Origin of the sequence: Pseudomonas sp. 3MA1 (assembly GCF_029237275.1) — a bacterium.
Lineage (GTDB): Bacteria > Pseudomonadota > Gammaproteobacteria > Pseudomonadales > Pseudomonadaceae > Aquipseudomonas > Aquipseudomonas fluorescens_AP.
This window is the reverse complement of record NZ_JAACFX010000009.1, coordinates 286,948-308,802: the sequence shown is the minus strand read 5'-3', so window position 1 is coordinate 308,802 and position 21,855 is coordinate 286,948. Positions and strand designations below refer to the sequence as shown.

General features: G+C 61.5%; 19 protein-coding genes and 1 riboswitch. Of the genes, 4 read left to right on the top strand and 15 right to left on the bottom strand.

The genetic code is table 11. The features are described from left to right. Positions 1–48 precede the first annotated feature (48 nt). Positions 49–1,053: a low-specificity L-threonine aldolase gene (ltaE, locus tag GWQ44_RS23755; protein ID WP_275928378.1), complete on the bottom strand. Its 1,005-nt coding sequence runs from the start codon at positions 1,051–1,053 to the stop codon at positions 49–51. A gap of 222 nt (positions 1,054–1,275) precedes the next feature. Next, a riboswitch (FMN riboswitch) is annotated at positions 1,276–1,446 on the top strand. 120 nt (positions 1,447–1,566) lie between these two features. On the opposite strand from ltaE, the gene GWQ44_RS23750 reads away from it, so the two are divergent. Then, positions 1,567–2,076, top strand: coding sequence for a 6,7-dimethyl-8-ribityllumazine synthase (locus GWQ44_RS23750; RefSeq protein ID WP_016968180.1), 510 nt, complete (start codon positions 1,567–1,569; stop codon positions 2,074–2,076). Positions 2,077–2,133: 57 nt separating this feature from the next. Here the strand turns inward: GWQ44_RS23750 and astE are convergent, their stop codons facing one another. From astE to acs, 14 genes are all read right to left on the bottom strand, one after another. Next, positions 2,134–3,144, bottom strand: coding sequence for a succinylglutamate desuccinylase (astE, locus tag GWQ44_RS23745; protein ID WP_275928377.1), 1,011 nt, complete (start codon positions 3,142–3,144; stop codon positions 2,134–2,136). A gap of 13 nt (positions 3,145–3,157) precedes the next feature. Beyond that, complete coding sequence (locus GWQ44_RS23740; RefSeq protein WP_016968178.1) at positions 3,158–3,445, bottom strand: hypothetical protein; 288 nt, start codon at positions 3,443–3,445, stop codon at positions 3,158–3,160. 57 nt (positions 3,446–3,502) lie between these two features. After that, complete coding sequence (astB, locus tag GWQ44_RS23735; protein WP_275928376.1) at positions 3,503–4,849, bottom strand: N-succinylarginine dihydrolase; 1,347 nt, start codon at positions 4,847–4,849, stop codon at positions 3,503–3,505. 136 nt (positions 4,850–4,985) lie between these two features. After that, entirely contained in the window at positions 4,986–6,455 is a 1,470-nt protein-coding gene (gene astD, locus GWQ44_RS23730; protein ID WP_275928383.1) for a succinylglutamate-semialdehyde dehydrogenase, read from the bottom strand. Beyond that, positions 6,452–7,477, bottom strand: coding sequence for an arginine N-succinyltransferase (astA, locus tag GWQ44_RS23725; RefSeq protein WP_016968175.1), 1,026 nt, complete (start codon positions 7,475–7,477; stop codon positions 6,452–6,454). Before astA ends, astD begins: the two co-directional genes overlap by 4 nt. Before the next feature lie 84 nt (positions 7,478–7,561). After that, entirely contained in the window at positions 7,562–8,581 is a 1,020-nt protein-coding gene (gene aruF, locus GWQ44_RS23720; protein WP_016968174.1) for an arginine/ornithine succinyltransferase subunit alpha, read from the bottom strand. A gap of 132 nt (positions 8,582–8,713) precedes the next feature. Beyond that, positions 8,714–9,934, bottom strand: coding sequence for an aspartate aminotransferase family protein (locus GWQ44_RS23715; protein WP_047305667.1), 1,221 nt, complete (start codon positions 9,932–9,934; stop codon positions 8,714–8,716). 352 nt (positions 9,935–10,286) lie between these two features. Continuing rightward, entirely contained in the window at positions 10,287–11,267 is a 981-nt protein-coding gene (gene argR, locus GWQ44_RS23710; protein ID WP_016968172.1) for a transcriptional regulator ArgR, read from the bottom strand. A gap of 112 nt (positions 11,268–11,379) precedes the next feature. Then, positions 11,380–12,144 (bottom strand): ATP-binding cassette domain-containing protein, encoded by a 765-nt coding sequence (locus tag GWQ44_RS23705; RefSeq protein WP_011062773.1) that lies wholly within the window; start codon positions 12,142–12,144, stop codon positions 11,380–11,382. Positions 12,145–12,167: 23 nt separating this feature from the next. Beyond that, a complete protein-coding gene (locus GWQ44_RS23700) occupies positions 12,168–13,280 on the bottom strand; it encodes a succinylglutamate desuccinylase/aspartoacylase family protein (RefSeq protein ID WP_275928375.1) in 1,113 nt (370 codons plus the stop codon). Between the two features lies 1 nt (position 13,281). Beyond that, complete coding sequence (locus GWQ44_RS23695; protein WP_016968103.1) at positions 13,282–13,980, bottom strand: ABC transporter permease; 699 nt, start codon at positions 13,978–13,980, stop codon at positions 13,282–13,284. After that, positions 13,977–14,666, bottom strand: a complete 690-nt coding sequence (locus tag GWQ44_RS23690; protein WP_016968104.1) for an ABC transporter permease — start codon at positions 14,664–14,666, stop codon at positions 13,977–13,979. The genes GWQ44_RS23695 and GWQ44_RS23690 overlap by 4 nt, the downstream gene beginning before the upstream one ends. A 92-nt stretch (positions 14,667–14,758) precedes the next feature. Further along, positions 14,759–15,535: an ABC transporter substrate-binding protein gene (locus GWQ44_RS23685; RefSeq protein WP_016968105.1), complete on the bottom strand. Its 777-nt coding sequence runs from the start codon at positions 15,533–15,535 to the stop codon at positions 14,759–14,761. A gap of 613 nt (positions 15,536–16,148) precedes the next feature. Further along, positions 16,149–18,104, bottom strand: coding sequence for an acetate--CoA ligase (gene acs / locus GWQ44_RS23680; protein ID WP_016968106.1), 1,956 nt, complete (start codon positions 18,102–18,104; stop codon positions 16,149–16,151). A gap of 411 nt (positions 18,105–18,515) precedes the next feature. Between acs and GWQ44_RS23675 the strand changes: the two genes are divergently transcribed. The 3 genes from GWQ44_RS23675 (at position 18,516) to GWQ44_RS23665 (ending at position 21,839) form a co-directional block, all read left to right on the top strand. Then, the gene (locus GWQ44_RS23675; RefSeq protein ID WP_016968107.1) at positions 18,516–18,779 is read left to right on the top strand and encodes a DUF2790 domain-containing protein; all 264 of its coding nucleotides are present in this window, start codon (positions 18,516–18,518) and stop codon (positions 18,777–18,779) included. A gap of 675 nt (positions 18,780–19,454) precedes the next feature. Continuing rightward, positions 19,455–20,702: a ribonucleotide-diphosphate reductase subunit beta gene (locus GWQ44_RS23670; protein ID WP_011062780.1), complete on the top strand. Its 1,248-nt coding sequence runs from the start codon at positions 19,455–19,457 to the stop codon at positions 20,700–20,702. Between the two features lie 156 nt (positions 20,703–20,858). After that, positions 20,859–21,839, top strand: a complete 981-nt coding sequence (locus GWQ44_RS23665; RefSeq protein ID WP_275928374.1) for a hypothetical protein — start codon at positions 20,859–20,861, stop codon at positions 21,837–21,839. The last annotated feature ends 16 nt before the right edge of the window (positions 21,840–21,855 follow it).

Here is a 21,855-nt window from a genome sequence, read left to right as displayed (position 1 = left end):
TACAGCGTGTTTGTACGATACAAACAGTCAATTGGACGGAGAACACTGTCAGTTACGGGAAAACTCGGCAAAAGTACTCACCACCTGCTCGATTTGCCCGGCATCGACGTCCAGATGAGTCACCAGACGCAAGCGTGGCGCCGCGCTGAGCTCGATCCCCCGCTCGGCGGCGAACGCCTTGAGGGCTTCGGCCCTGTCCCCCATCTGCACATACACCATATTGGTCTGCACCGGCTCGACACTGAAGCCCGCCTGGCTCAGCCCCTGAGCCAGCAACTGCGCATTGGCATGGTCATCCGCCAAGCGCTGCACCTGATGCTCCAGGGCATACAGCCCCGCCGCCGCCAGCCCACCGGCCTGGCGCATGCCACCGCCGAGCATCTTGCGCAGGCGCCGCGCCTTGCCGATCAGTTCTCGGGAGCCGCACAACACCGAGCCCACTGGCGCGCCGAGGCCCTTGGACAGGCACACCGACACCGAATCGAAGTGTTGGGTAATCATCCGAGCATCCACCCCCAGCTTCACCGCCGCGTTATACAGCCGCGCGCCATCCAGGTGCAGGGCCAGACCCCGCTCACGGGTGAAAGCTCGGGCCTGGGCCAGGTAGGCCAGAGGCAGCACTTTACCCTGCATGGTGTTTTCCAGGGCCAGCAGGCGCGTGCGGGCAAAATGAAAGTCATCCGGCTTGATCGCCGCCGCCACCTGCTCCAGATCGAGGGAGCCATCAGCCTGCAGCTCCAGCGGCTGGGGCTGGATCGAGCCCAACACCGCGGCGCCGCCACCTTCATATTTATAGGTGTGGGCCTGCTGGCCGACGATGTACTCCTCGCCCCGCTCGCAGTGGGCCATCAAGGCCAGCAGATTGCTCATGGTGCCGGAAGGCACGAACAGGGCCGCGGCAAACCCCAGACGCCGGGCCAGTTCGGCCTCCAACTGATTGACCGTCGGGTCTTCGCCGTAGACGTCGTCTCCGGTACGGGCGCGCGCCATGGCATCGAGCATGCCCGGGGTCGGCTGGGTCACGGTGTCACTACGAAGATCGATCACGCTCATCACATCAGGCTCCGGCTACAGGGGGACACCAGGGTCCACGCTGGGACAGGGGGAATTCCCTTTCGAAGCGAATTACTGCGGCCCCGTGGACGATTAATCAAGCAGCAACTGTAGAAAATCTCGAATCGTAGCGAGAAAAATCCGATGAACATTATCCAAAAGGCGCGATGCTTCCCCGTCAGATCTGTGTTAAAAACTCACCGCCCGGGAAAACACCCGGGCAATCGTTCTCAGGGCGGGGTGCAATTCCCCACCGGCGGTAATTGCGCGCAATGCGCATAGCCCGCGAGCGCTTGATGACACCCGTGGCGGTTCCACAGGTGCCGACAAGGTCAGCAGACCCGGTGTGATCCCGGGGCCGACGGTCATAGTCCGGATGAAGAGAGAACGGGATTGGCGCCAAAGGGCCGTTGCCGGGCAGACGTGGACTATCCACGCGGGCTCTGCGCGTACCCTTAAATCCCATTCGATTCATATACGCCCTGTTTTTCATACAAACAGGAGTCAGAACAGATGCAACCCACCGCAATCGATAGCAAAGGCAAACACCACCCCAACGAGCGCGTCGCCTTTATCCAGGCTTGCTGGCACAAGGAAATCGTCGATCAGAGCCGTCAGGGCTTCGTCGCCGAAATGCTCGCTCAGGGCTACCAGGAATCCGATATCGACTTCTTCGAAGTCGGTGGCGCCTTCGAAATTCCGCTGCACGCCAAGCTGCTGGCCAAGACCGGTCGCTACAGCGGCATCGTGGCGGCAGGCCTGGTGGTGGACGGCGGCATCTACCGCCATGAATTCGTCGCCCAGTCGGTGATCAGCGGCCTGATGCAAGTGCAACTGGAAACCGAAGTGCCGGTGTTCTCGGTCGTGCTGACCCCGCATCACTTCCATGCCGGTGAAGAGCATCAGAAGTTCTTCTTCGAGCACTTCGTGCACAAGGGTCAGGAAGCGGCGAAGACCTGCGCCGACACCCTGCACAAGCTGCGTGCCCTGCGCCGTAACGAGCAGCGTGCGGTTGCGGTTTAAGCGTTAAGCGCATTGCCAGCAAGCCGGCTCCCGCGGGGCCCGGCTTGCCGGCGAACCTCAGGCCAGGCAGTCGGCCGTGGTCGGCACGATCAGAATCCCCGCGCGCAGGCCGTTCTTCACCTTGGGATTGGGGAAAATGATCCGTGCCCCCTCCTCCTCGATCACCCAACGGGTCTGGGCGATGTCCTCGGCCAGCAGGTAACCCACTTCCAGCTCGGAAAAGTTCTCCACGTCCGCCGGCAGGTGCAGGTGGAAGCTGTCGCTGTGCTTGATGACTTCCCGCGCCACGCTGAACAGCTGCAAGCCATCGAGGCTGTCCTGCTCTTGCCCGGGCTCGCTGCCGTCGATGATCTGCTTGAGACGGGTTTCCAGGCGCTCGACATTGACCCCCTGGTTCTGCCCGAACGGCCGTGCCTTGCCCAGCTCCAGGGTGAAGGATTCGGCCCCCAGCTGATCGTAGGTGTAGGCGCTGAAGACAATGGAAGGCTTGTTCTGCAGCAGTACCGCCTCCATGCCCGCCGCCCGCAGGCGCGCCAGTTCACGGCGCGAATGCTGGCGCCCGTCTTTCCACGGATACAGGGCGAACTGTTCGATCTTCGAGCCGCGGATCGCGGTGTGCAGGTCGTAGTGCAAGCGCTGGCGATCCGGCAGGCTGAAGAAACTCGCCGCCAGACGCTCCAGCTCACAGGCACGCAGGGCTTCGACCCCACTGCTCGATTCATGCCGGCCATTGAACAGCCGGTTGACGTCCTGCTCGACAAAACGCTCGCCGCGACGCATGGCCTCGGGGTTGCCGAACAGGAACAGAATGCGTGCGCGAGGCTTCAGGTCACCCCGGGCAATGTCATGCAACAAACGGTCGAGCAGCTCGATGGGAGCCGTCTCGTTGCCATGGATACCGGCTGACAGCAGCAGGTCCAGACCGTTATCGCGAGCTTCGGGCGGCCGCACTTCCAGCGCGCCCTCGCTCAGCCAGCGCATGCGCACGCCGTCGACAGTCAGTTGAGTCTTCTCCGCCGGTTCACGGCCGGCGAGGGTCAGTTCAAGCAGTTTGCCGAGGGCGAGCATAGTGCGGACTTCCTTAGTGAGCGTGGCCGCAGTCAGGGCCGTGCACGTGATCATCATCACCGGCGTCGGCCGGTTCCATTTCCAGTTGCAGGCTGACCAGGTTGGTCGCCAATGGACGCAGCAGCAGGCTGGCGTATTCGTCGTCGCCCTCCTCCACGTCCACGCCGATCAGCAGTTGGCCGCGGCCGTCCTGTTGAATCCACACTTCCTTGCCCTGCCACAGCACCGCGAAACGGGTGCAGGAGGTTTGCAGTTGGGTGCCGTCGCTGTCTTCAAGGATCAGCTGCAGGGTATCGCTCATGGGGGTCGTTCTCATCTGGGGTGAAGCGGCGCGCCCGAATCAGCCGGGCGCGGGCTTTCAATTGATCTGGAAGGGATAAACCGCGCCCAGTTTAAGGATTTGCGTCAGTTCATCCAGTGCCGTCCGGCACTCAAGCAGCAGCTGCGGGTCCGCCAGATCGCTTTCGCACAGGCGGTCGCGGTAGTGCTTACCGACCCATTGGGTCAGGGTGTCGTACAACGGCGCGGTCATGATAACCCCAGGATTGACCGCCGCCAGCTCAGTTTCATTCAGCGCCACCCGCAAGCGCAGGCAAGCCGGGCCGCCGCCGTTCTGCATGCTCTGCTTGAGATCGAAAACCTTCACTTCGCGGATCAGTCCGCCGGAGCTGGTGAGGCTTTGCAGGTAGTGCCAGACACGCTCGTTGCCGCGGCACTCTTCCGGCACGATCAGCAGCATCGAACCATCGGCGCGGGACAGCAGCTGGCTGTTGAACAGGTAGGAGCGCACGGCGTCTTCCACCGTCACCTGCGAGCGCGGCACGCAGATCGACTGGAAGTTGCCGCCGCGTTTACCCAGCTTGCACTGCAGTTCGGCGAGCATCTTCTCGGTCTCGAGGAAGGCGTCCTCGTGATAGAACAGCACTTCGCCATTGCCCACCGCGATCACGTCGTTGTGGAACACGCCCTGATCGATCACCGCTGGATTCTGCTGGGCATAGACCACGCCCTCCTCGCTCAGGCCATGCAGACGCGCCACGGCTTGCGAGGCTTCCAGGGTCTGGCGCGCCGGGTATTTCTGCGGCGCCGGGTAACGGGTATCGAACGCGCTGCGACCGAAGACGAAGAACTCGACCCCGGCCTCGCCATAGTCACGGCAGAAGCGGGTGTGGTTGGCCGCGCCTTCATCGCCGAACTGCGCCACCGCCGGCAAGGCGGCGTGATGAGCAAAGTGCTTGTGGTCGGCGAACATCGCGCCCAGCACGCGGCTGGTGGTCGGGTGTTCGATGCTGCGGTGGTATTTGCAGTTCAAGTTGGCGGCGGTGAAATGCACGCGGCCATCGGCGGTGTCGGCACTCGGACTGACGGTAGCGGCGTTGGCCACCCACATGCTCGATGCCGAGCAACTGGCGACCAGCAAGGGCATGGCCTGCTGGGCGGCTTGCTGGATGACCTGGGCATCAGTCCCGGCAAACCCCAGGTTGCGCAGGGCTGCCACGTCGGGGCGCTCTTGCGGGGCGAGCACGCCTTGCTGAAAGCCCATTTCCATCAGCGCTTTCATTTTCGCCAGGCCTTGCAGCGCCGCTTCCTTGGGGTTGGAGCCCTGCTGGCTGTTGCTCTGGGAGGCCACGTTCCCGTAGGACAGACCGCCATAGTTATGGGTCGGCCCCACTAGACCGTCAAAATTGACTTCATAGGATTTCATCAGCGAGGCTCCACGAATCTGTTTGTTATAGGCAATCGATATCTACACAGGGCGAACGCGGTGCGCTCGTTCGCCGGCCAGCCGACTCCTATCCAAATCTGTAGGAGCCGGCTGGCCGGCGAAAAGGCCCCGCAAATCAGGACAAGCGCACACCCGGCGTCAACGCGCTCGGCAGCACCAGGCTCGGGGTTTCCAGGGACGCCACCGGGTACGCGCAATAATCCGCCGCGTAATAGGCGCTGGCCCGGTGGTTGCCCGAAGCCCCCACGCCACCAAACGGCGCGCTGCTGGCAGCGCCGGTCAACTGCTTGTTCCAGTTGACGATGCCCGCCCGGCTTTCCAGCCAGAACTGCTGGTAACGCTCGGCAGAATCCGACAACAGACCGGCAGCCAGGCCGTACTGAGTGTTGTTGGCCTCGGCGATCGCCGCATCGAAATCAGCGTAGCGGATCACTTGCAGCAACGGCCCGAACAGCTCTTCATCGGGACGCTCAGCCACCGCCGTGACGTCCAGAATCCCAGGGGTCAGCAAGGCGGCCTGGGCCCGGGGCTGAGTCATTTCCAGCAAGGCCACGGCGCCATTGGCCAACAGTTGCTGCTGCGCATCCATCAGCGCGCGAGCGGCGCCCAGGGAAATCACCGAACCCATGAACGGCGCCGGCTGCTGGTCATAAGCACCGACATCGATGCTCGCGCTGACCGCCACCAGGCGCGCCAGCAACGCATCACCCCAGGCGCCTTGTGGCACCAGCAGGCGGCGGGCACAGGTGCAGCGCTGGCCGGCCGAAATGAAGGCCGACTGGATGATGGTGTACACCGCCGCATCCAGATCAGCGACCTGATCCACCACCAGCGGATTGTTGCCGCCCATTTCCAGGGCCAGGATCTTGTCCGGACGCCCGGCGAACTGCTGGTGCAGGTGATTGCCGGTGCGGCTGGAGCCGGTGAAGAACAACCCATCGATCCCCGGATTGGCGGCCAGGGCGATGCCGGTTTCCCGGGCGCCTTGCAGCAGGTTCAACACACCCGCCGGCAAGCCGGCTTCGATCCAGCACTGGACCGTCAGCTCGGCGACTTTCGGCGTCAGCTCGCTGGGCTTGAACAGCACGCTGTTACCGGCCAGCAAGGCGGGAACGATGTGCCCGTTGGGCAAGTGCCCAGGGAAGTTGTAAGGGCCGAACACCGCCACCACGCCGTGGGGCTTGTGGCGCAGCACAGCGGTGGCGTCGCCCAAGGGGCCGCTCTTCTCGCCGGTACGCTCGCGGTAGCTCTGCACCGAGATGGCGATCTTGTTGACCATGCTGGTGACTTCGGTGGCGGCTTCCCACAGCGGTTTGCCGGTTTCCTCACCGATGCAGCGGGCCAATTCGTCGGCCCGCGCCTTGAGGCTGGCGGCAAAGGCTTCGAGCACGCCGATGCGCTCTTCCAGGGAACGCTTGGCCCAGGCCGGAAACGCCTGGCGGGCGGCCTGTACGGCGCTCTCCACTTGCGCGGCCGTGGCGCCGTTGCCGGACCAGATGACCGCCTGCGTCACCGGATTGACCGAGGTGAAGGCTTCGCCCTGGCCGGCCAGCCATTGGCCAGCGATGTACAGCGTGCTCATTATTTCGACTCCCGAGAAGCAGACAGCGGAACCGCGCGGACCTGGTCGCCGGCGTTGAGTTGCAGGCGCTTGGCGGTCAGGGGATCGACCACCAGGGTGCCCGCGGCAAAGCGCGCAGGCGCCGCGGTGATGCGGCAGTCCTCGCGCTTGCGGTTGTGGATCAGGAACGGCGTGGCGTCGTCGCCCGGGGTGCCGATGGCCAGCACCAGCGCCTGGCTGTCACGTACCGCGCGGATCTTGCTGGTCTCGCACTCCACCGCCGGACCGGCATCGAAGATGTCGACGTAACCCTGATAGCTGAAACCTTCGCTCTTGAGCATGGCCAGGGCCGGCTCGGTGTCGGTGTGGACCTTGCCGATCACGTTGCGCGCATCCTCGGACAAAAAGCAGGTGTACAGCGGGAACTTGGGCATCAGCTCGGCGATGAAGGCCTTGTTGCCAACCCCGGTCAGGTAGTCGGCCTGGCTGAACTCCATCTTGAAGAAGTGCCGGCCCAGGCTTTCCCAGAACGGCGAGCGGCCATTCTCATCGGACATGCCGCGCATCTCGGCAATGATCTTGTTGCCGAACAGCTGCGGGAATTCGGCGATGAACAGCATCCGCGCCTTGGCCAGCATGCGGCCGTTGAGGCCGGTGCGGTAATCGGCGTGGAGGAACAGCGAGCACAGCTCGGAGTTGCCGGTCAGGTCGTTGGCCAGGAACAGCGTGGGGATCTCGCGGTAGATGTTCAGCTCCTGGGAGGCGCTGACCGTCAGGCCGACCCGGAAGTTGTACCAGGGCTCACGCAAGCCGACGGCGCCGGCGATGGCGGAAATGCCCACCACCCGACCATTGTCGTCTTCCAGCACGAACAGGTAGTCCGCATCGCCACGTTCGGCTTCGCCGCGAAAGGTCTTTTCCGCCCAGCCCACTCGATGGGTCAGGCGTTCCTCGTTGGCCGGCAAGGTGGTGAGGCCGGTGCCAGTGCTGCGGGCCAGGTCGATCAGCGCGGGTAAATCGCTGCTGCGTACGGGACGAACGATCATGCTATCTCCTCAGACGCAGGCGCTTATGGCCTGCGCGAAACTCGCTGCTTTCCAGGCATGCTTTCCAGGTCGTGGAAGCAGGCTTTAAACCGCCACCAGACGCACGCTGGCACCTTCGCCGACGCCCAGGGCTTCGGCGGCTTGCAGATCCAGGGTCACCGGTTTGCCCGGGGCGTAATCCAGCTCCAGCAACACCGCGCGGTAATCCTGCAACTGGCCGTTGGACACCAGGTACTGACGGCCACCGCCCTTGAGCGCCTCGCCGATTTTCACCGGCACCACGCGGCTCTGAGCAATGGAGCGAATCCCCGAAACCCGTGCATGCAAGGTCGGACCACCGTCGAAGATGTCGATGTAGTGATCGGTTTCAAAACCTTCGCGCATCAGGATGTCGAAGGTGATCTGCGCCCGCGGGTGCACCTGGCCCATGGCTTCCTGGGCGGCGTCCGGCAGCAGCGGCACGTAGATCGGGTAATGCGGCATCAGTTCGGCGAGAAAGGTCCGGCTCTTCAGGCCGCACAGGCGCTCGGCCTCGGCGTAGTTGAGGTCGAAAAAGTTGCGCCCGATGGCGTCCCAGAACGGCGAATCACCGTGCTCGTCGCTGTAACCGACGATCTCGGTCACCACCGAATCGGCGAAACGCTCCGGGTGGCTGGCAACGAACAGCAGGCGGCCGCGGGAGTTGAGTTCCGACCAGGGCGAGCCCACCAGCTCCGGCACCACATAGAAACTGGTCAACAGGCTGTTGCCGGTCAGGTCGTGACACTGGGACAGGACATGAATCTTGTTGTGGATCTTCAGCTCGCGGGACGCGTGAACGAAGGTTTCATTGCGAAAGCTGTAGAACGGCTCGGAATATCCGGCGGACGCGACGATGGCCGAACAGCCCACCAGCTTGCCGTTGTCGGTGTCTTCAAGGACGAAGAAATAGCTTTCCTCACCGTTGAAACTCACTTCGGCGGCAAACGAAGCCTCGCTCGCGGCGATCTTGTCGCGCAGGCGATCCACATCATCCGGCAAGGAGGTGACACCAATCGGGCTGTCTGCAGCCAGACGCTGTACCTCGCCCAGATCAGCCATTTGCGCGGGGCGCATCACCAGCATGGTGTCACTCCTTACTCTAAAACAGGTCGGAAACCGTCCGACTCAGGGAAAAAAATGCCGGGACAGCCCGGCACAGGAATTAGGCTCGACGCCGACCGCAAAAGCCGGCGCCGAGAAGTACTGCAACCTGGATCAGGCTTGAGTCAGTTTCGCCACGGCGCGCTCGAAGCGGTCCAGGCCCTCATCGATATCGGCGTCTTCGATCACCAGGCTCGGGGCGAAACGCACCACGTCCGGACCGGCCTGCAGAATCATCAGGCCTTCTTTCTCGGCGGCATTGAACACGTCCTTGGCCTTGCCCTTCCAGGCTTCGCTGAGCACGCAACCGAGCAACAGGCCCAGGCCACGGACTTCGCCGAACAGGCCGTATTTCTCGCCGATCTGCAGCAGACGGGTCTTGAAGCGATCGTGCTTGGCTTTCACGCCATTGAGCACTTGCGGGGTGTTGATCACGTCGACCACCGCCTCGGCCACCGCACAGGCCAGCGGGTTGCCGCCGTAGGTGGTGCCGTGGGTGCCAACCACCAGGTGCTTGGCCAGCGCTTCGGTGGTCAGCATCGCCGCGATCGGGAAGCCGCCGCCCAGGCTCTTGGCGCTGGTGAGGATGTCCGGGGTCACGCCGTAATACTGGTAGGCGAACAGCTCGCCGCTGCGGCCCATGCCAGTCTGTACTTCGTCGAACACCAGCAGCGCGTTGTGCTGGTCGCACAGCTCGCGGGCGCCTTGCAGGTAGGCCAGCTCGGCCGGCAACACGCCGCCCTCGCCCTGGACCGGTTCCAGCACCACAGCGCAGGTCTTGTCGGAAACCGCGGCTTTCAGGGCCGCCAGGTCGTTGTACGGCACATGGGTGATGCCGGTGATTTTCGGACCGAAGCCGTCGGAGTACTTCGACTGGCCACCGACGTTCACGGTGAACAGAGTCCGGCCGTGGAAGCTGTTCAATGCGGCGATGATTTCGTACTTCTCGGCACCGAAACGATCATGAGCCACGCGACGGGCCAGCTTGAAGGCGGCCTCGTTGGCTTCTGCACCGGAGTTACAGAAGAACGCGCGCTCGGCGAAGGTGGCGTCGACCAGCTTGTGGGCTAGGCGCAGGGCCGGCTCGTTGGTGAATACGTTGGACACATGCCACAGCTTGTTGGCTTGCTCGGTCAGTGCCCCCACCAGCGCTGGATGGGCGTGGCCCAGTACGTTGACCGCAATGCCGCCGGCGAAATCGATCAGCTCCCGTCCCGACTGATCCCAGACTCGGGACCCCGCGCCACGCACAGGAATGAAAGCCGCAGGTGCGTAATTGGGAACCATCACCTGGTCGAAATCGGCGCGTTGCACCGGAGCTTGCTCAACGGACATCGGAGTCTCCTGAAGAGGAACACCCGCCTGGAACTGGCGAGCGATGGAGGGATTGTAAGGACAGTTTTATGCCCGGCCTTGTCGCCAAGCGACAACTTCTTATAGCGCCAACCCCGGTTTTACGCGGGTTTATGGCAATGCGACAAATAGCGTCGCAAAGGCGCAGTTTAAACTGCGCAGGGCTCTAGCGGCAGATTCACCGGGCATTTTGCCCAAGGTAATTATCCAGATAGTTAGGCGACAACCTGCCGCATTTCTGTAGCGGCTATCGGGATCAGGCAGGCGCGGTGCACTGGGCAAATAGCGAGCGGCCGGCGCGATTGGCCGACAAGCCGGCTCCTACAGGAGCGGGTCAACCGCGTTCGGAGGGGACCGAGGAGAGTTCGAACGGGCTGCTGCTGCGCCGTTGATTGCGATCTTCGCGCGGGGTGGCGCCAAAGAAGTTGCGGTAGGCGCTGGAGAAGTGCGGGCCGGAGGAGAAGCCACAGGACAGGCCGATCTGAATGATCGACTTGCTGGTCTGCATCAGCATCTGCCGGGCCTTGTTCAGGCGCAGCTCCAGGTAGTACTGGCTGGGCACACGGTTCAGGTACTGCTTGAAGATCCGCTCCAATTGACGACGGGATACACAGACATGCTGGGCAATCTCGTCGGTGGTCAGCGGTTCCTCGATATTGGCCTCCATCAGCAGCACCGCCTGGGTCAGCTTTGGATGGCTGGAGCCCAGGCGATTTTGCAGCGGGATGCGCTGGCGCTCGCCACCTTCGCGGATGCGCTCCACCACCAGTTCTTCCGAAACCGCACCCGCCAGCTCGGCGCCGTGATCCCGCGCCAGCACCGCCAGCAACAGGTCCAGCACCGACATGCCGCCACAGGCCGTCAGGCGATCACGATCCCAATCGAACAGATGGCTGGTGGCAATGACCTTGGGGAAACGTTCGGCAAAATCATCCTGCCAGCGCCAGTGCACCGCAGCCCGATAACCATCGAGTAGACCCAGCTGGGCCAGCGGGTAAACCCCGGCAGACAGCCCCCCAATCACACAGCCGGCACGCACCAGTTGCTTGAGGGCGCTACTCAGCCCGGAGCTCATTGGCGCGGGCGGTTCGTCTGCCAGCAGGAATAGTTTCTGACAGCCCTCAAGCTTGCCCGCCCAGGGTTCGCCCGGCAGCTGCCAGGCCCCTTCGCCCGGCGCCTCGGCCTGCAGGAACGCCAGCTCGTAAACCACTTCCGGATGCACCCGCTGAGCAACACGCAAGGCCTCCTCGGCCAGCGCCAGCGTCAAGGCTTTAGTGCTGGGCCAAATCAGGAAACCAATTCGATGGGCAGTCATGGCGGGCAATCCGAAACGAAAACAGTGTTAGAAGCCAAGGGCGGCAGCACCAAGTTAGACCATCTGGCGCGCGGTGCGCAGCATGACCTAATTTGGTGCATAACGGCAGTGATTACTTGAGGCTACCGGAGAGGAATTGTTGCAAACGTTCTGATTGCGGGTTCACCAGCACTTCCCGCGGGTTGCCACTCTCTTCCACCACACCCTTGTGCAGGAACACCAGCTGGTTCGACACCTCACGGGCAAAGCCCATTTCGTGGGTCACCACCACCATGGTCCGGCCTTCCTGGGCCAGGGCCTGCATGACTTTCAGCACGTCGCCCACCAGCTCCGGGTCCAGGGCCGAGGTCGGCTCGTCGAACAGCATGACTTCCGGCTCCATGGCCAGGGCCCGGGCAATCGCCACGCGCTGCTGCTCACCACCGGACATGTGCCCCGGATAAGCATCCTTGCGGTGCGCCACACCGACCTTGGCCAGGTAGTGCTCGGCTTTCTCGCGAGCCTCGGCCTTGGACACGCCCAGCACGTGCACTGGTGCTTCCATGATGTTTTCAATCGCAGTCATGTGCGACCACAGGTTGAAATGCTGGAACACCATCGACAGGCGCGAACGCATGCGCTGCAACTGCTTGGGATCGGCAGCCTTGAGCGCGCCGTCCTTGTTGGCCACCAGCTTCAACTCTTCGTTGTTCAGCAGGATCTTGCCGGCGTGAGGCTGCTCCAGCAGGTTGATGCAGCGCAAAAAGGTGCTCTTGCCCGAGCCACTGGAGCCGATGATGCTGATCACATCGCCAGCCGCGGCCTTCAGGGACACGCCCTTGAGCACTTCGTGACTGCCATAGCGCTTATGCAGGTCTTGGACTTCAAGTTTGTACATGCGGTCGGTTCTCACAAAAACAGTCAGTCGTTGAGCAAGCGCCCGTGACGCAGCGCTTCGCGCCCCGCCACCTTGGCCAGCCAGAAACCGGGTTGGGCATAACGCAGCCGCTCAACGGCGAACAACACGCCGCTGGTGCCAGCACACACCGTACTGACCCGATCGGATAGGGGATCAATCACTTCAAAAATCGGCTCGCCCACGTCCACCCAGCTCCCGGCCGGACGCAGAAAGCTCACCACACCGGGATGCGGCGCATACAGCAATTCGGTGCCTTCAAAGGGCATGGCCTCGCAGGCGTCACGCCCCGGTGCCGGCCACTCACCGGCAATCAGCCCCTGCTCGGCCAGAAACGCCAGGATGCCTTCGGCACAAGCCTCGGCCTGGGGGCGCCCGGTGTCGGCCTGACCACCCAATTCCAAGGTGGTCGCCAGGCACGCCAGGGGAATCGACGCTTCGGGGAACTGCCGCGACAGGCGCAGCCACGGCAGCGAGCAGGCTTCGTCGAACGAACTGCCGCCGGAATCTTCCGCCAGCAGGCCAACCTTCACATCCAGGTGCGCCGCCAGGGAACGCCACTGCGGCCAGTGCTGCGGCAAGGCGTACATGTGCAGCGCCGCCTCGGCATCGCAATGCAGGTCCAGCACCACATCGGCGTCGCAGGCGTGGCTCAACAGCACCCGCTGCATGCCCTGCAACTGGCTGGCTGCCGGCGGCAACTCAGCCAGCACCTCGGCCATGGCCTGACGAATCAAGTGCACGTTGGCGTGCGGATCATCCCCCAGACGCCCTTCCAGGCGCAGCGCCACGGGCGCGCTGAGCTCAACGAAATCGCGGTTGAAGTTCTTGCCGCTGCCGGCCTCGAAACGGCCCTGGTGATTGCCCTGCAGCAACTGCCCCAGACCCAGCGGATTGGCCACCGGCACCAGCTCGACAACGCCGTTGAGCGCGCCCCGGGCCTCCAGCTCGGCCAGGCGCTTTTTCAGCTCCCAGGCGGTGCGCATGCCCGGCAGTTCGTCAGCGTGCAGGCTGGCCTGGATATAGGCCTTGCGCTCGCCGCTGCCGAAACGGAACACCGAGATGCTGCGCTCGCTACCCAGGTGACTCCAGGGCAATGGATGATCGATGCGTTCCATATCAGTGCTTCCGCGGCGCCAGGTAGCGCAGCCAGCGGCCTTCGGCCAGCTTGAACAGGCGCACCAGGATAAAGGTCAGGCACAGGTAGAACACACCGGCGGTGATATAGGCCTCGAACGGCAGGTAGTACTGCGCGTTGACCGTGCGCGCCGCGCCGGTGATGTCGATCAGGGTCACGATGGACGCCAGACTGGTGGTCTGCAGCATCATGATCACTTCGTTGCTGTACTGCGGCAGCGCCCGGCGCAGGGCCGATGGCAAGAGAATGCGGCGGTACATCTTGTAGCGCGACATGCCCATGGCCTTGGCCGCCTCGATCTCGCCATTGGGCGTGGCCCGCAGGCTGCCGGCGATGATTTCCGCGGTGTAGGCGCTGGTGTTGATGGCAAAGGCCAGGCAGGCGCAGAAGGTTGCGCTGGACAGCCAGGGCCAGAGGAAACTCTCGCGCACCGCTTCGAACTGGGCCAGGCCGTAGTAGATCAGGAACAGCTGCACCAGCATCGGCGTGCCGCGGATCACGTAGGTGTAGAGCCAGGCCGTCATGTTCACCAGCGGCTGCTTGGAGACCCGCATCAGCCCAAGGGGCAAGGCCACCAGCAAGCCGAAGAACAACGACAGTGCCAGCAGTTTCAAGGTGGTCAGCAAGCCGCTGAAGTACAGCGGCAAGGCGTCATAGATGACGTTGTAGTCGAAGATCATAGATCAGCCGCCCTTACGCCTACCGAGTAGCGCTTCTCAAGGTGACGCAATGCCAGCAACGAGACACTGGTGATCACCAGGTACATGGCCGCCACTGCGAGGAAGAAGGTGAAAGGCTCACGGGTTGCATCCGCCGCCTGCTTGGCCTTGAACATCATGTCTTGCAGGCCCACCACGGAAATCAGCGCGGTGGCCTTGGTCAGCACCAGCCAGTTGTTGGTGAAGCCGGGAATCGCCAGGCGAATCATCTGCGGCACCATGACCCGGAAGAACACCTGGAAGCTGCTCATGCCGTAAGCCATGCCCGCTTCCGCCTGCCCCTTGGGGATCGCCATGAAGGCGCCACGGAAGGTTTCCGACAGGTAGGCCCCGAAGATGAAACCCAGGGTGCCGATACCGGCCGCCAGTGGATTGAGGTCGATGTAATCGTCGTAGCCCAGCAGCGGGGCCACGCGGTTCAACAAGTCCTGGCCGCCGTAGAAGATCAGCAGGATCAGCACCAGATCGGGAATGCCACGGATCACCGTGGAATACAGATCGCCAAGCCAGGCCAGCCAGCGCACCGGCGAGAGACGCAGCGCGACCCCGATCAGACCCAGAACAATGGCCAGGGCCATGGACGACAAGGCGAGCTGAAGCGTCAGCCAAGCGCCATCGAGGATGACAGCCCCGTAGCCTTTCAACATGATTCAGGTCCTCGAAAATTGGGATGAAAAAATGGCGCAAACTTCAGAGATTCTGCTGCTTGCGCCATCTCGGACTGACTGTTTCGACGGTCTTACTTGCCGTAGATGTCGAAGTCGAAGTACTTGTCCTGGATTTGCTTGTACTTGCCGTTCTCGCGAATGGCAGCGATGGCAGCATTGATCTTGTCCAGCTCGGCCTTGTCGCCTTTGCGCACTGCGATCCCTACGCCGTCGCCGAAGTACTTGACGTCGGTGAAGGCCGGACCAACGAAGGCAAAACCCTTGCCCGCATCGGTTTTCAGGAAGCCGTCATTCAACAGCGTAGCGTCGGCCACGGTGCCGTCGAGACGGCCGGCGGCCACATCCAGGTAGATTTCGTTCTGCGAGCCGTAAGGCTTGATCTGCGCGCCCAGGGGAGCCAGCACTTCGCGGGCGAAACGTTCGTGGATCGAACCACGCTGCACGCCGATGTTCTTGCCCTTGAGCTCGGCCAGGCCGTCGCTGACCTGGGTGCCGGCCTTCATCACCAGACGTGCCGGGGTGTTGTAGTACTTGTTGGTGAAATCCACGGATTTCTTGCGATCGTCGGTGATCGACATCGACGAGAGGATGGCGTCGATCTTGCGCACCTTCAGTGCCGGGATCAAGCCATCGAACTCTTGCTCGACCCATACGCACTTGACCTTCATCTCTTCGCACAGCGCGTTGCCGATGTCGTAGTCGAAACCGACGATGCTGCCGTCCGGCGCCTTGGAGGCAAACGGAGGGTAGGCCGCTTCGATACCAATTTTCAGGGGCTTTTCATCGGCGAAAGTCGGCAGGGAGAGCACGGACAGTGCCAGGGCGCCAAGAAGCACGAGTTTCTTCATCTTAGAACTCCATCGGTAAAGGGCGAAAACGGCAGAGTGAGCGACAGCCCAATATGCGAATGGGTAAAACAGCAAAGGCGGCGCTGCGTCCTGAGAAGCCCGGAAGAGGACTCACACACAGGCAACGACGAGCGAGTGACCGGCATTCTAACGACAGGCTGGAAGCCGATATTTCCTCAATGCGACAACAAATTACAGAAGCATCGAGAATACCGGGGGAGCACATTGACAGCTCTTCAAAACTATGCAAGAGCAAATGACAGGGAACCGATCTATGCTGCAAATTGCGGGCCTATTATTGGCAAAGCCTTCTATTCCGGCAAGCGCAGCGTGATGACTTATTTTTTATAGGGATATAAACAGCCCTGAAATGGGGCTCGGCGTTTCCCATTGCCCCGAAAATGGGCGCCGGGTTACATCTTCGACGGCATCGGTAACATTCGAACCCGGCAGATGGATAAATCCGATATTTATTCGCTCGCCTGCAGCGGCAAGCGGGCCTGACAACTGGCGCGCGGAGGCTGTAGCGAGCGGCTTGCCGGCGAATCGCCCCGGCACAAAAAAGCCCCGCCCGGCGCAAGGCCGGGCGGGGCTGGATGACTCAGAACCCGCCTCAGGCGACGTTCATGGTCTTGTGGGTATCGATCAGGTGCTGCACCACGCTTGGGTCGGCCAAGGTAGAGATATCGCCCAGACCGTCGTACTCCGCGGTCGCGATCTTGCGCAGAATCCGCCGCATGATCTTCCCGGAACGGGTCTTCGGCAGGCCCGGCGCCCATTGGATGACATCCGGCGAAGCGATCGGACCGATTTCCTTGCGCACCCAGTTCTTCAGTTCCAGACGCAGCGCTTCGCTCGGCTCCTCGCCACCGTTGAGGGTCACGTAGACATAGATACCCTGGCCCTTGATGTCGTGAGGCACGCCCACCACCGCCGCTTCGGCGACTTTCGGATGCGCCACCATGGCGCTTTCGATCTCGGCGGTGCCCATGCGGTGCCCGGACACGTTGAGCACGTCGTCCACACGGCCGGTGATCCAGTAGTAGCCGTCCTCGTCGCGACGAGCACCGTCACCGGTGAAGTACATGCCGCGGAAGGTCTTGAAGTAGGTATCGACGAAGCGGTCGTGGTCGCGGTACAGGGTCCGCGCCTGACCTGGCCACGAATCGAGAATCACCAGGTTGCCTTCGGCCGCGCCTTCGATGATGTTGCCCAGGTTGTCCACCAGGGCCGGCACCACACCGAAGAACGGACGCGCCGCGGAACCCGGCTTCAGGGCATGCGCCCCCGGCAGCGGGCTCATCAGGGTGGCGCCGGTTTCGGTCTGCCACCAGGTGTCGACGATCGGGCAACGGGATTGGCCGACGTTCTTGTAGTACCAGTCCCAGGCTTCCGGGTTGATCGGCTCGCCCACCGAACCCAGCAGGCGCAGGCTGCTGCCATCGGCGCCTTCGCAGGCGGCAGTGCCCGAGGCCATCATGGCGCGGATCGCGGTCGGCGCGGTGTAGAGGATGTTGACCTTGTGCTTGTCGACGATCTTCGCAACTCGGGTCACGTCCGGATAGTTGGGCACGCCCTCGAACAGCACGGTGGTGGCGCCGTTGGCCAGCGGGCCATAGACGATATAAGTGTGGCCGGTGACCCAGCCGACGTCGGCGGTGCACCAGTAGACTTCGCCCGGACGGTAGTCGAACACCCGCTCATGGGTCAGCGATGCATAGAGCAGGTAGCCGCCGGTGGTGTGCTGCACGCCCTTGGGCTTGCCGGTGGAACCGGAGGTATAGAGGATGAACAGCGCTTCTTCGGCCCCCATCTCTTTCGGGGCGCAGACGCTGCCGGCGACCTTCATCAGGTCTTCGTACCAGATGTCGCGATGCTGGTTCCACTTGATGTCGCCACCGGTGCGCTTGCACACGATGACCTTCTGGATGCTGCTGGTTTCCGGGTTGGTCAGGGCATCGTCGACATTGGCCTTGAGCGGCACCTTCTTGCCGGCACGGATGCCTTCGTCGGCGGTGATCACCACTTTCGAGCGGCAGTCGATGATGCGCCCGGCCAAAGCCTCAGGGGAGAACCCACCGAACACTACCGAGTGGATCGCGCCGATACGGGTACAGGCCAGCATGGCCACCACCGCCTCGGGAATCATCGGCATATAGATAGTCACCACGTCGCCACGGTGCACGTCCTGGCCACGCAAGGCGTTGGCGAACTTGCAGACTTCTTCATGCAATTCGCGGTAGGTGATGTTGCGGCTTTCGGAAGGATCGTCGCCTTCCCAGATGATCGCGATCTGATCGCCGCGCTCGGCGAGATGGCGATCCAGGCAGTTGTAGGAGACGTTCAAGGTGCCATCGGCAAACCACTTGATATCGACATGGTGATCGTCGAAGGAAGTCTGCTTCACCGTGGTAAAAGGCTTGATCCAGTCGAGACGCTTGGCCTGTTCACGCCAGAAACCGTCCGGGTTCACGACCGACTGCTGGTACATGGCCTTGTAGGTCGCCTCGTCAGTCAGCGTATTGGCCAAAACCTCGGGACGAACGGGATACAGAGAAGCCGCACTCATCTTTCTTACCTCGGTGACATAGTTGTTTTTGTATGACCCCGTTGTAGCCGGGGGGCGCCTATAGAACCATTCGACGATGGTAGTAACAACCCCCTGCGAAATACCCTGCTATTTGTCGCAACCCCTCAAAAACGCTGGTTACAGCAGCATTCCCCCTTGGCAAAAATATTCAAACAGGCATCCGGACAGGCCTTTTTCGGCGATTGTTACAAAAACTGTCAAAGGTGTTTATCAAAAGTACACCTATATGACCCGCAACCCCGGGCCTAAAATCTGTCTCGCCAAACAGGCAATCTGATTAACCCAGTTGCAGCCCCCACGAAGGCAGTTAATCAAACATTTACTCAAGCTCCACACGCAGCCTCATAAAGGCTGCGTGACCCCACACGACCTTAGAAAGGTAAAACGCAAATGAAAGCTTTATTAGTTCTGGCCCTCAGCAGTCTGTGCGTTACCGCGATGGCTGATGAGATCCCGACTGATGTCGCACAGCAACAAGTACCGGTAGAGGAATACACTTACTCCACTGATCTGGATATCGCCAAAGTTATCTCCATGAGCGAAGTTCCAGAAGTATGCGAAGTTGTACCAGCGCGTATGGAATATGAAGACTCTCACGGTCAACGGCATATTCTTCAATACCGCGTAATGGGCAACGGTTGCTCTAACGGTTAATTGCCAAGTTCATTGCATAATCCTTGATGACTGCCGGCCGCAAGAAATCCCTCTTGCGGCAAAGATGCCTCGCCAGCCGCCCACCGTTCTGGGACCGGCCAAAAGCATCGCTCCCTCGACGTGCGACCACGGCAATCGCACGCAACCTTTTCGCCCCCGCAGGGGCCAGCAACCCGCCCCTTAAGTGGCCCAATCCAGGTCGATTCGAGTTGTGTTCAAAACAGCGAAATGGCTTGCAAAAACACAACATCTAGTAAAATTGGCTATTTTTTGGCCATTTCCGGCTGATTTTTTCGAGCCCGAAAAAAAATCTTCCGCGGTCAAAGCCTTGTAAACCCGCGCTTTGCTCCCGGTCCCCTGCCTTCCTCGGCCTGCCTGCGCCCATCGGTCACCCCACGACCCGGAAAATATCCTTATAATGCGTCCTCAAAACGGGCCCGCAACATTCCCTTACCGGATGAAAACGACCTGCTGAATCCCGCGCCGGAACCGACACCCTCAGTTCCGCCCGACAGCAGCCTCAAGGCACCCGGACATATATTTCTGTTTATTGCCTGCGTTCACAGCTGCAACAAACGATTTCTATTGATTTAACGCGGCCAGTAGCGCCGTGTGAAAAGCCAACCCTTTTGTTTTCACACGGGCATCTGGCCCTCGAGCAGGAGACGACACGTCATGCTGAGCTGGGACGAATTCGACAAAGAAGAAGGCGAAGTTGCAGTCAAAGGCGCCAACGCCGGCCACGCCACTGAAGCCAACATGGACCGCCTCGACAGCGCCGGTGGTGCCGCCGCCCTGGAAGCCCGCGCCGTGACCGCCAGCGACTCCGCTGCCGTTGCCCGCGCCAAGGCGTCCCTGGACCAGCTCGACATCGCCGAAGGCCTGGCAGAACTGGAAGGCTCTTCCGCCCGCGTCGCGGTCGACGAAAAGCGCATGATCAACTGCCGCGCCGACCTCAACCAGCTGGTGCCGTTCAAATACGACTGGGCCTGGCAGAAGTACCTCGACGGCTGCGCCAACCACTGGATGCCGCAAGAGGTCAACATGACCGCCGACATCGCCCTGTGGAAAAACCCGGAAGGCCTGACCGACGACGAGCGCCGCATCGTCATGCGCAACCTGGGCTTCTTCTCCACCGCCGACTCCCTGGTTGCCAACAACCTGGTGCTGGCCGTGTACCGCCTGATCACCAACCCGGAATGCCGCCAGTACATCCTGCGCCAGGCATTCGAAGAGGCGATCCACACCCACGCCTACCAGTACTGCATCGAATCGCTGGCCATGGATGAAGGCGAGATCTTCAACATGTACCACGAGATTCCATCGGTCGCGAAGAAAGCCGCCTGGGGCCTGAAGTACACCCGTTCGATCTCCGATCCGAAGTTCGAAACCGGCACCGTCGACACCGACAAGGAGCTGCTGCGCAACCTGATCGCCTACTACTGCGTGCTGGAAGGCATCTTCTTCTACTGCGGCTTCACCCAGATCCTGTCCATGGGCCGGCGCAATAAGATGACCGGTGTCGCCGAGCAGTTCCAATACATCCTGCGCGACGAATCCATGCACCTGAACTTCGGCATCGACGTGATCAACCAGATCAAGATCGAAAACCCGCACCTGTGGGATGCCGAGATGAAGGAAGAAGCCACCCAGATGATCCTCCAGGGTACCCAACTGGAAATCGAATACGCTCGCGACACCATGCCGCGCGGCGTGCTGGGCATGAACGCGGCGATGATGGAGGACTACCTCAAGTTCATCGCCAACCGTCGCCTGTCGCAGATCGGCCTGAAGGAAGAATACCCAGGCACCACCAACCCGTTCCCATGGATGAGCGAGATCATGGACTTGAAGAAAGAGAAGAACTTCTTCGAGACCCGCGTGATCGAGTATCAAACTGGCGGTGCACTGAGCTGGGATTGATTCCCGGATCAATGCGACAAACAAGAAGCCCTGACCTGTTCAGGGCTTTTTTATGGGCCGTGGAAACAGACAGCGCAGCGGGCTCGTTAAAATGCGTGCAGGCTGCAAGACCTGCCGTTATAAAGACCCCTCCCCCGCTTAAGGATCAAAGCGCCCATGAAATTCGATACCGCCTACTGCATCAGCCTCGACGACAAGTTGTCGATCTATGACGTGCGGGATCTGAATTTCGATGAAACCGTGGCTTTCGATTCCGCCCAGGAAAGCTTCCAGTGCCCCAACGATGACTGTCGCGCAGCGTTCGATGCCGCCAATCAGCTGGGCACCTTCAATGCCAAGAACGTCAATTACCTGCGCACCCCGCACTTCAAGAACCTGCCCGGCACGCTGCATATAGAAAGCTGCCCTTACCGGCTCGGCAAGGGTGCCGGCAGCCTCGAAGGCACATCAGCCGAGGATGAACGCGAGGAACACTTCCCTTCGGAACTGCTGCTGACCCGCCGCGAATACACGCGTCGACCCAGCAGCCCGATCGCGGCGACACAGACGCCCAGGGACAATCCGCCAATGGCCTCGGCCCGCTCACAAAACCAGCGCGCCGAGGGCGACACCACTGCGGACAAGACCTGCGTCTTCGCCCACCCGGTGGAATGTTTCGTGTCGAATATCGACGACAAGGAACTGCTCAAGCGCATGCCGCTGAAAATCGGCGAGCACACCGCGTCCTACGCCTCGTTCTTCAAGAAGATCGAGTACCTGCTGGACAACAAGGGGCTGATCTACTGGGGCAAGATCAAGGAAATCAAGGACTACACCCAGAGCTTTCGCATCGATTTCGAGCAGAAGGTCTGGTTCAAGACCGCGGACGAATCGAAGAAGAAGCCCTACTCGGTCAACGTCTACCTGAGCAAGAAGCTGATCGACAACTATCGCAAGCGCAAAGCCTTCCTCGAAGAGATCAAGAGCGCCATCGACAGCCAGCGCGAGTTGTACTGTTTCTTCTACGGTGTCACCCCGACACTCAAGCAAGTGCCAAGCAAGAAAAACCCCGAGGCGACCTTCGGGGTCTTCAGCGCCAACATCGAGAACCTCGACCACTTCCTGATTCGCGAAGCACCGGGGCTTCACGCACAGTAGTTTCAGACCCCGCCAG